This is a genomic window from Bacillus sp. SD088, from assembly GCF_017355205.1.
GTDB lineage: Bacteria > Bacillota > Bacilli > Bacillales > Bacillaceae_C > Lederbergia.
This window is the reverse complement of record NZ_JADIJK010000011.1, coordinates 161,657-172,219: the sequence shown is the minus strand read 5'-3', so window position 1 is coordinate 172,219 and position 10,563 is coordinate 161,657. Positions and strand designations below refer to the sequence as shown.

Below are 10,563 nucleotides of genomic sequence, written 5' to 3'. Positions count from 1 at the left end.
CACACAGTCAGCGTCGGCATCAGCATCTGCATCGGCGTCGGCGTCAGCATCAGCATCGGCGTCGGCATCGGCGTCGGCATCAGCGTCGGCATCAGCATCGGCGTCGGCATCGGCATCGGCGTCGGCATCGGCGTCGGCATCGGCATCGGCGTCGGCATCAGCGTCAGCATCGGCATCGGCGTCGGCATCGGCGTCGGCGTCGGCGTCGGCGTCGGCATCGGCGTCGGCATCAGCGTCAGCATCGGCATCGGCGTCGGCGTCAGCATCGGCATCGGCGTCGGCATCGGCGTCGGCATCGGCATCGGCATCGGCGTCAGCATCAGCGTCGGCATCAGCATCGGCATCGGCATCGGCATCGGCGTCGGCATCAGCGTCGGCATCGGCGTCTGCATCGGCATCGGCATCGGCGTCAGCGTCAGCGTCAGCATCAGCATCGGCGTCGGCATCAGCGTCGGCATCAGCATCAGCATCAGCGTCGGCATCGGCGTCAGCATCGGCGTCAGCGTCAGCATCGGCGTCAGCGTCAGCATCGGCATCGGCGTCTGCATCAGCGTCGGCATCTGCATCCGCGTCGGCATCAGCATCGGCATCGGCATCTGCGTCGGCGTCAGCATCAGCATCAGCATCTGCATCAGCATCTGCATCCGCGTCGGCATCAGCATCAGCATCTGCATCCGCGTCGGCATCTGCATCCGCATCCGCATCAGCGTCAGCATCAGCATCGGCATCAGCATCGGCGTCAGCATCGGCGTCGGCATCTGCATCCGCATCCGCATCCGCGTCAGCATCAGCATCGGCGTCGGCATCTGCATCAGCGTCAGCATCGGCGTCGGCGTCAGCATCGGCATCAGCATCGGCGTCGGCGTCGGCATCGGCATCTGCATCCGCGTCGGCATCCGCATCAGCATCCGCATCGGCGTCAGCATCCGCATCCGCGTCAGCATCCGCGTCGGCATCCGCGTCAGCATCCGCATCCGCATCGGCGTCAGCGTCAGCATCCGCATCCGCGTCAGCATCCGCGTCAGCATCAGCATCGGCATCGGCGTCGGCGTCAGCATCCGCGTCAGCATCCGCGTCAGCATCAGCATCAGCATCAGCATCGGCATCGGCGTCAGCGTCGGCTTCTTCATCAAATACTATTGTGTCACTATCTGTAAGACTACTTAGTAAAGCAAGGTCAATTGTAGTATCACTAATACCTGCTCCATATACAGGTACCTCCCCATCAACATCCGCAGGATTATCAACTGATAGATTTAGATCTACCGTTGTTTTTCCAATAAGTTGTACACTTAAAAGATCGCTGGCTAAATCAATGCTTCCATTAGCTAAATCATCAATAATTCCTGTTGCTGTATTAGCGACTCCTGTTAATTGGTTAAGAGCACCATTGATTCCTTGATTTAATCCATCGATAATTAAACCAACTCCTGGGATATTCTCAGCACCAGGCAAAATAGCTAGTTCAACACCATTAATAGCATCCACAAGATCTTGTAAAAGATCTACAACAACATCATTAACAGCCGTTTCTAAATGGTTACCAATACCATCCGAAAAGTTTACGACAACGGTACCATCTGGATTTACCACAACATCAACTTGATCATTGTAATCCAATAAATCGGCCAATGCCGTATCGATATTGTTTAATGCATTTACAGCACCTTGTAACTCATCTATTCCTTCAATAGTCAATAGGGAAGATGGAATAATACTACTTTGTAATTGATCAGCTACGCCTAAAACCGAATCAACTGCAGAAGTTAATGTACCAGTTAACCCACCAATTACGCCATTTAATATTGGGAGATCATCCATCGTCAAAGGTAATATTTCGACGCTTATATCTGCTGGAGAATTAGAAGTCATCTTTCCAGCTAATTCTTCAATATAAAAAACAACTACTCTATCAGGAGTAACTAATTCAGCATCTGCAAGCCCGGTACCTGTCAGGTTAAGCGCTAGATTGTAATTTTCTCCTGGCACAGGCTCTGTCAATGTTGCAGCAATATCGACATTCGTTAATAATTGTACTTGTGTCAACGATGCCGCTTCGACAGCATTTATCGATACCCCTGGAATATGTAAAAGCTTTGATGTCGTAAACGGCGCAGTGACAAGAACAAAGGAAGTAGCAACAGCAGCAGTTCTTTTCATATATGACTTTCTTTTTTCCTGCATTTTTTTCTTATAGTCAAATCTTTTTTTATTCATTGTATTCTTCCTTTCTGATCATAATGTGCCATGAGTTATTAAAAACATAAACTAATAGCGAACTCTACTAGGAGTAAAAAGAAATGTATAACCCCCCTATCTTTTTCTAAACAGAATATGACAACGCTACCAACAAACAAAGGTAATATTTGTCACTCTCCTTTAAACATTGTATTTTTTTGGTAAAAATTGTCATCTATAGTAGATGTTTCCATATATGTAATAATTTGTCAATTGAAAAAATTAATTTTATTCACTTATTCTTAAATATTTAATTAATATTAGTTATTAAAAGTTGTTTTTCAAATGAGAAGCTAGTTCTAAATACCTAAGTTAAGGGCTAAAAAAAAAGGACAATAATAGTCCATTTAATTGTGTAGAAACTTTTTTAGATATCGTGTTGTATTGTACTAAAGTCCATTAAAAGTCATGACCCTTGCTGATTTATAACTAATGGAATTAAGCTTATTATCTTTTAAAAAGAAAAACAAAAAACTTTCAAAGTAAGGATTTTAAACTTAAGTAAATTTTACAAATGAGATCAGATAACTGTCTTCCATTAGATGTGTTGAATCTGTATCTTAAAAAACGAATTACTTTTTTTATCCGGCATTGGAATACAGATAAATGTAAGTAGGTAATAAAGGCCTAATCTAGCTCTAGCACCTAGCAAATTTACGATTTCTGAGTGTGTAATCAACATCAATTCTCCTTTTGATGTCCAGCTGCAGGCGGTGAGGCTCTAAACAGTCACCATCTGCATTTCATTTTTCCTTTATCACGTCAGAACGAGTTGCGACGCACTGAACATATTAATGCAGGCGACACGACAGGATGTTGCGATCTTAGTCTTTAATTCTCTGGATTCTGTGGGAGATGAAAAGGCTGCGCTGATTGAAGTTCCTCACCATGAAACGAGAGAATTCTCGTTATAAGCACTAGAACAAACATAATTTAAAAAGATGGATCCCATTCGATTGGTATCCATCTTCTAAAAGTTATCTATTTTTTTCGAACTTTTTTAAAGTGTGGTTAGCTAAAATTTCTTGCATATCTTCCTCTAAGTTAGCATGAAATGATAAAGTTTCACCAGTAATAGGTTGTTTCAACTTAATTTGTTTGCAATGTAACGCTTGTCGAGTCATTATACCTAGACCCCCACCATATAAGTCATCCCCTAATATGGGGTGACCAATTGAGGCCATGTGAACTCTAATTTGGTGGGTTCTGCCAGTTTCAAGTTTTAAACGCAGGTGGGTAATAAAAGATAGTTGTGTAATTACCTCATAGTTTGTTATCGCGTACTTCCCCTCTTTTCTTACCTCCCGCTCGATAATACTATCTGACTTGCGACCTATTGGTTTATTGATTTTACCATATGAACGATCCATTTCTCCTTCTACAAAAGCCTCGTAGAATCGATCAATCTCTCCATTCTTTTGCATCAAACTTAATAAATGATGCGCATGGCGGTGCTTTGCAATCAATACTAAGCCAGATGTATCTCGATCCAATCGAGTGACAATATGTACAGCTGAAGCTAGATCGATTTGTCCATAGTAAAAGGCTACTCCATTCGCTAAACTCCCGGTCGGATGATGCCTTGATGGAATGGTATTGATTCCAGCAGGTTTATTAACAATTAAAAGATCAGCATCTTCATATATAATCGATAATGGGATTGGTTCTTTGACTAATCGCTCATTTTCCTGTTCCGGTGGAAATAGGAGTTCTAAAACATCATATTCCTGTAAAGGATAGCGAACACTTTCCTCCACTCCATTCACTCGTATATAACCACCTGTAAATTTAATAGCAGACAAAGCTCTTCTAGAGATGCCTTGCTCTTGTAAAAACATTTTAATATTTTTATTTTTGTCTTCTCGTGTGATTTTCCAGCTTAATTCATGTTGCTTCATAATGTTTATCTTCCATCCGAAATAAATGAATCATGAACTCTTTTCCAGAAAGGGAATGGACGAAAACGGGCAAATCGAACCTTCTCTTTTGCAACTTTAAATTGGATTGATTTCACATCTCGATGCATCACCGTTAAATGATCTAAAGTAACATGAAAATCATATGAATTAACTGGTTTTAATACAAGTGTATGATGTTCAGGTAAAATGAGTGGAGATCCGACCGTTCTAAATACTCTATTATTGATTGAAGCCATCTCAGCTAATTGAATAGAAGGTAAGGAAGGATGAATAATCGCCCCTCCTAACGCTTTATTATAGGCTGTGCTTCCGGATGGAGTAGACAGACAGAGACCATCCCCACGAAATCGCTCAAAATGATCCCCTCTTATTTCTACATCCATGACTAAAGTTCCTACTAATCCTTTGACTGTAGATTCATTTAAAGCAAGATAACGCATTTCTTTCCCGCCATTACGATAGCGGATTACGACTTCTAACAGCGGATATTCCACTACTTGATAAGGAGTCTTTGCAATTGCAATCACTAATTTTTCAATCTCACTCGGAACCCAATCTGCATAGAAACCTAAATGTCCAGTATGTACACCAACAAAAGCTGTTTTATCTAATCGAGAACTATATCGATGAAATGCGTATAATAAAGTACCATCCCCACCAATGGAAATAACAATATCTGGATTGCTTTCGTCATATACCATTTCAAAATCCTGCAAATATGTCCTCACTTTCTGTGTCAAAGCATTAGAAGCAGGATTCCCTTTTGAAGTAATGGCAAATTTCAATCCTCTCAACCTCCTCATTTAATCATCATTTTTCTTTATCTTCTTTGTAGCTTCCTTATTTATTGAAAAATAAACCTGTGCTTCTTGAATTTCTTCCTTAATTTGCGACATTTCCTCGTCAAGACGGAAAGCTGCCTCTGCAGCACGTTCTAACCTCATATTAATTTCTGCTGGAAACTCACCTTTATATTTATAATTTAGAGAATGTTCAATCGTTGCCCAAAAGTTCATTGCTAAGGTTCGGATTTGGATTTCAGCCAAAATCTTTCGCTCTCCCTGAATCGTTTGTACAGGATATTCAATTACAACATGATAGGAGCGATAGCCACTTGGCTTTTTATGAGAAATATAGTTTCTTTCCTCTATTACCTTAAAGTCATTTCGTTCTCTTAATAATTCAACGACTTGCTCTATATCATCAACAAATTGACACATCATTCTTAAACCAGCAATATCCTGCATTTCCTCCGCTAATTTATCCAAAGGGATATTTTTTTGATGGGCCTTATCTAAAATACTGGCAATCGGCTTCACTCTACCTGTGACAAATTCAATTGGAGAATGATCCTGTTGCCGTTCAAATTGGGCACGCATTCCTTTTAATTTAATTTTCAACTCATCTACCGCCTGTTTATAAGGAGCTAGAAAAAGCTTCCACTGATTTACCATGCTACCACCTCTTAAAGTGCGTGTTCACATTCTCTTAAATGAAAAACCAATACAATTTCCTAGAAATCCTCTTCTCGTCCAATCTCATCATCATATGTTTGTACGAAGGAATTAAGAAGTCATCCTTATTTTAGCACAAACAAGTTTTACTTAATAATTTTTGTCCCGGTACAACCATCCATTTATCCTGAATGTATGGACCTTCAGAAAAAGACAGTAAAATAAAGAATATTTATCACGAATGGATATTGAAACCAAGCTGCAAATAAATAATAATAGGAATAAGAGATGTAGGAAGGAAGTTATCCATGGCAGAAGAAATTGAAAAAGAATTTAAAAACCTTGTTACAAAAGAAGAGTTTACTCTCCTTTTGCAAACTTTTCATATTAGTAACCATGATTTTTTCACTCAGAAAAATCATTATTTTGATACCCATGATTTTTCATTAAAAGAAAAAGCAGCTTCTCTACGAATTAGAGAGCTTCCTGATTGTTATGAACTAACACTAAAAAGGAAAATGATCAAAGATGCTATTGAAACAAATCAAATCATCGACCAAAAAGAGGCCGATTTATTATTAAATGACTCGATATGCCCCGCTGGAGAGGTCCAAGAAGCATTGGTCAAATTAGGTATCCACTTGTCAGATTTGACACATTTCGGGAGCTTAACGACCCATCGTGCAGAGCTCAAGTATAAAGAAGGATTGTTAGTATTCGACCATAATTATTATCTAAATCAGGAAGATTTTGAACTTGAATATGAAGTAACAGATTGGAAATTAGGAAAAACGTTTTTTGCAGATTTGCTTAATCGACTCAACATTCAACCTCAATCAACCGATACTAAAGTTGGAAGACTTTATCGAGCAAAACAAACTATTATGAAACAATCAAATAAGGAATGATTAATATGAATACCTTAGGTGAAATGAAAACCTTGATTGAATTACAATTATTACAAGGAATGACGCGTTCAAATACAGATTCTCCTATCCCAAAATCAGATGCAAATTTTTCTCAGGTTCTTGAGCAAACCCTTTTAAATACAGCAATGGGAAATAGAGAAAATGCAGGATCCTTAAATATATTGGGGGCTATAAGTCAGCTTGGGGTAAATAATCTTCCTAGTACGGTGACAAAATCTGTTGTATCGAAAGTTAATCATCCGAAAACTGATGCAAACATCGATACGAACCTAGATGGGATTATCCAACAAGCGGCAGATACATTCAATTTATCAACTAAACTAATCAAATCTGTTATTAAACATGAATCTAATTTCAATGCTGTCGCAGTAAGTTCCGCTGGTGCGACTGGACTTATGCAACTAATGCCGGCGACCGCAAGAGGATTAGGTGTAAGAAATATAGCAGATCCTCTAGAAAATGTGATGGCTGGAAGCAAATATTTACGACAAATGCTAGATAAATATAAGGGCGATCTATCTCTTGCGCTTGCAGCCTATAATGCTGGTCCCGGGAATGTAGATAAATATAAGGGAATTCCACCATTCAAAGAAACGCAGAATTATGTTAGAAAAATAACGGATACGTATTATAGTTAAATCGATCTCATCTCTAATTTACCTGGTAATCAGGAAATTCGAGATGATTTTTTTGTCAACAGGATGTAGGTCATCCTTATTATTCAAATTTGTAAATCTCTGGTCAGACACTTCTGCTTTTCTTTGTGCAGCTACTGCGCCTAGCGTCTAGCAAATTTATGTCTTCTTCCCTCGATAAGTCAACATCGGCTTATGCTTCGCCGTGTTTCCTTTATCTCATCAGAAGTCTTTAAATTTGTACGTCGCTGGACAGGCGCTTTCGCTTTTCTTTTGTCCAGCTACAGGCGCGCTCGAGGTCAAATAACCTGTGGTAAGAAAAGCGCAAGCGCCTTGCTCAGCCCCGACAAGCAAATGTTCTGAGCCAATAAAAGTCTGGTTTTGACTTTTATTGGCTCAGGTTATTTGACCTCGAGGGGCTAGGCGCTGGAGCTAGATCAAAACACTAGCCAAAATTTTATACTTTCTTATCCATCAATGAAAGCAAAGAACGCCTTTCTTTGCCCCAGAACATTTGCTTGTCGCCGAAAAGCGGGCGCCTTCCGCTTTTCTTGTATAGTTCAATTTATTTGAGTTCTGTTTGGGTCATTGCTAAAATAAATATACCATTTTAGATAAAGGAGCGAATCATATGGTTGAGATGAAGATGACACCGTATGATGCTATTGGGGAAAAAAAGCTTCATAAGCTTGTAGAACAATTTTATCTACGTGTCGGCAAACATCCCGAACTTATCCCTATTTTTCCCGATGACTTAACAGAAGTTGCCAGAAAACAAGAGCAATTCCTAACACAATTTTTGGGTGGCCCTAAGCTATATACTGAAGAACATGGACATCCGATGTTACGTGCACGCCATTTACCTCATGAAATTACACCTCGTCGTGCCAAGGCATGGTTAGCCTGCATGAGCGAAGCGATGGATGAAGTGGATATTGAGCCAGGTTTACGAGAGCTTTTTTACACTCGTTTAGCCATGACAGCAAAAAACATGGTGAACACTAATTCACCAGATGTTATGCAAGGTGAAGAACTTTGAATACACGACATATTAAATATCTTTTAAATAGAAGGCCAATGGAAATTTATTTCTTTGTTGATCCTTTTTGCTCGGAATGCTGGTCCCTTTCGCCAATCTTGAAGAAATTACAAGTAGAATATGGTGATTATTTCTCTCTTAAATATATTTTATCAGGAAAACTGTCTTCCTTAAATCAAGATAAAGATCGAATTTTTTCTTGCCATAAAAAGTGGAGACGTGAGCAAGGTAAATTGAAAAGGTCGACAGACCGTTCTCTTGAACAAACCCCGCATCTTGCCGCTATAAGTATTAAAGCGGCGGAATTACAAGGTAAAAAAGCCGGGGTCCGCTTTATCCAAAAGCTCCAGGAGTTATTATTTATTGAGGAGAAAGATATTTCGGATATCAATGTGATCCAACAATGCGCCCAATCAATAGGCCTTGATCTTGATGAATTCTTACAGGATGTTTATTCAGACACAGCCGCTAAAGCTTTTCAATGTGATTTGAAGATTTCATCTGAAATGGAAGTCAATGAAATGCCATCGATGGTTTTTTTCAATGAAAACATTGAAGATGAGGGAATTAAAATTACAGGCTTATATTCTTATGACATTTATGTGCAGATATTAACTGAGATGCTTCAGGGTTATGCAAAGCCTGCGGAAAAACCTCCGTTGGAAGTTTTTCTTTCACTCAACCCGGTAAATGCAACACAGGATCTAGCCTTAATTTTTGATATGTCTCCTCAAAAGATAGAAAGACAAATGAAGAAATTACAGATTCAACAAAAGGTACAAAAAATCCGCTCACTACACGGTTCCTATTGGCGGTACAAATATAATAACTTATAGCAAGAAAAGCGCAAGGCGCCCACCTATCGGCGACAAGCAAATGTTCTGAGACAAAGAAAGGCGTTCTTTGCCTTTCATTGGCTCAGGTTATTTGACCTCGAGCCGATGGCGCCTGGAGCTAGATGTCAAGCCGCAACGTAAACAGTTATCCACAAGCGACATTTTTATAGTTTCCTAAGCAGGAACAAAAGCGCAAGCGCCTTGGTCTAGGAAGAAAGGCTAAATCCGCGCCGTCCTGGCGCAACGCCTTTCTGACCAACATCCTGTTGGCCTCCGACAAGCAAATGTTCCTGTACCTAGGAAGGGGCTTTTTCCCTTCATAGGTACAGCAGAACATCGGCTAAGTTCGCGCCATCGGCTCGAGCTGGAGGGCAAAGCGCAACGTAAATTGTTAAAAAGCATCCTTTTGAAGGGATGCTTTTTATCATGAAAAGAAGGTTGTATACATATATATGAATGGAATAAAGGTACAACCATGAAAGGAGTCCAAATAATGCGAAAGGTAAGTCTCCTTCTTATTATTGTATTTATTATCACATGTTTCTTTCTTCATATTTTAGCATTAATGCGCTTAATTCCGATTTATATCACGTCTCCGCTCCTTTTTATTGGCTTATTTACACTAGTTTCCTTTATGAATGGAAAAAATAGATTTCGAGGATTTCATTGATTTGCCGAGCGAACAAAAAATGATCACCCATTCGGTCGCTTACAACTTATTAGGATTCTGATGACACCCCAAGCTTGGTATGCGAATGAAATGTAAGCATATGCAAACAGGAGCAGGGACTAAAGGGGGTGGAACTTATATTAGAGGCATAAACTAAGATTCTATATCATACAAAACAAGCGATCATCATGCATTTATTGTAAAACGCCTTTTTGAAAAAAGCGGATAATGTCCTTCGTGATTTTCTCTACTTCATCTTCTTTTTTCTGTTCAATATTATTTAGACCATTCCCTACATTTAATAAAGAGAAAAATACTCTGGAACTAAATTTGCTTGAAAAAGTGGAGGATAGTTGTCCCTTATCCATTGCCGTTTGGAAACCTTGCTCCAAGGTATCATAAATTCCCTCTACAGCCTCATTCATATCTTGCCAGTCTTTTTCTTCCAGTGCGGTTTCAGTTCCCCGTGTTAACGCATCAATATCAAGATGAAGGGTCGCTGTTAAAAACCTTTCTGCCACCTCATATAAGTTTTTATCAAACGATTGCTCCTTTTGTAGGATCTCTTGAACTTGTTTCCTAATTCTTCCCAACATCCGTATCATCGTTTCTGTATATAAACGAGATTTACTCGAAAAATAGTAATAAACAGTTGCTTTCGTTACATTAGCAGCTTTGGCTACATCATCCATTGATACTTCTTGATAGGAATAATTCAAAAATAAAGTTTGAGCATGATCTTCAATTTTTTCCTTCGTCGGCTTTTTTAACAAATCAGTTGGTGGTCTTCCAATCGCACGTTTCTTTGACACTATACTCCCTCCTTTCTTTCCACGCTTTTTG

The 10,563-nt window shown here is 39.9% G+C and carries 9 protein-coding genes; 4 read left to right on the top strand and 5 right to left on the bottom strand.

The window, feature by feature from the left end:
• From IPU53_RS11775 to IPU53_RS11760, 4 genes are all read right to left on the bottom strand, one after another.
• A partial coding sequence (locus IPU53_RS11775) for an adhesive domain-containing protein (protein WP_207450918.1) occupies positions 1-2,217 on the bottom strand: 2,217 nt, incomplete at its 3' end.
• 998 nt (positions 2,218-3,215) lie between these two features.
• Positions 3,216-4,136 carry an RluA family pseudouridine synthase gene (locus tag IPU53_RS11770; RefSeq protein WP_207450917.1) on the bottom strand — a complete coding sequence of 307 codons (921 nt, stop codon included), beginning with the start codon at positions 4,134-4,136 and terminating at the stop codon, positions 3,216-3,218.
• A gap of 5 nt (positions 4,137-4,141) precedes the next feature.
• Complete coding sequence (locus tag IPU53_RS11765; protein ID WP_207450916.1) at positions 4,142-4,942, bottom strand: NAD kinase; 801 nt, start codon at positions 4,940-4,942, stop codon at positions 4,142-4,144.
• Positions 4,943-4,960: 18 nt separating this feature from the next.
• Positions 4,961-5,611 (bottom strand): GTP pyrophosphokinase, encoded by a 651-nt coding sequence (locus tag IPU53_RS11760; RefSeq protein ID WP_207450914.1) that lies wholly within the window; start codon positions 5,609-5,611, stop codon positions 4,961-4,963.
• A 308-nt stretch (positions 5,612-5,919) separates the two neighbouring features.
• Between IPU53_RS11760 and IPU53_RS11755 the strand changes: the two genes are divergently transcribed.
• From IPU53_RS11755 to IPU53_RS11740, 4 genes are all read left to right on the top strand, one after another.
• On the top strand, positions 5,920-6,519 hold the full coding sequence (locus IPU53_RS11755) for a CYTH domain-containing protein (protein ID WP_207450913.1): 600 nt from the start codon (positions 5,920-5,922) through the stop codon (positions 6,517-6,519).
• A 5-nt stretch (positions 6,520-6,524) separates the two neighbouring features.
• Entirely contained in the window at positions 6,525-7,178 is a 654-nt protein-coding gene (locus IPU53_RS11750) for a lytic transglycosylase domain-containing protein (RefSeq protein WP_207450912.1), read from the top strand.
• Between the two features lie 628 nt (positions 7,179-7,806).
• The gene (locus IPU53_RS11745; RefSeq protein WP_207450911.1) at positions 7,807-8,214 is read left to right on the top strand and encodes a globin domain-containing protein; all 408 of its coding nucleotides are present in this window, start codon (positions 7,807-7,809) and stop codon (positions 8,212-8,214) included.
• The gene (locus IPU53_RS11740; RefSeq protein ID WP_242698242.1) at positions 8,211-9,050 is read left to right on the top strand and encodes a ClpXP adapter SpxH family protein; all 840 of its coding nucleotides are present in this window, start codon (positions 8,211-8,213) and stop codon (positions 9,048-9,050) included. Before IPU53_RS11745 ends, IPU53_RS11740 begins: the two co-directional genes overlap by 4 nt.
• 864 nt (positions 9,051-9,914) lie before the next feature.
• Here the strand turns inward: IPU53_RS11740 and IPU53_RS11735 are convergent.
• A complete protein-coding gene (locus IPU53_RS11735) occupies positions 9,915-10,532 on the bottom strand; it encodes a TetR/AcrR family transcriptional regulator (protein ID WP_207450910.1) in 618 nt (205 codons plus the stop codon).
• Between the last annotated feature and the right edge of the window lie 31 nt (positions 10,533-10,563).

Excerpts from the sequence above, each read along its gene's own strand:
- IPU53_RS11745 (WP_207450911.1), top strand. The coding sequence starts at position 7,807 with ATGGTTGAGATGAAGATGACACCGTATGATGCTATTGGGGAAAAAAAG.
- IPU53_RS11770 (WP_207450917.1), bottom strand. The coding sequence starts at position 4,136 with ATGAAGCAACATGAATTAAGCTGGAAAATCACACGAGAAGACAAAAAT.
- IPU53_RS11760 (WP_207450914.1), bottom strand. The coding sequence starts at position 5,611 with ATGGTAAATCAGTGGAAGCTTTTTCTAGCTCCTTATAAACAGGCGGTA.
- IPU53_RS11750 (WP_207450912.1), top strand. The coding sequence starts at position 6,525 with ATGAATACCTTAGGTGAAATGAAAACCTTGATTGAATTACAATTATTA.
- IPU53_RS11755 (WP_207450913.1), top strand. The coding sequence starts at position 5,920 with ATGGCAGAAGAAATTGAAAAAGAATTTAAAAACCTTGTTACAAAAGAA.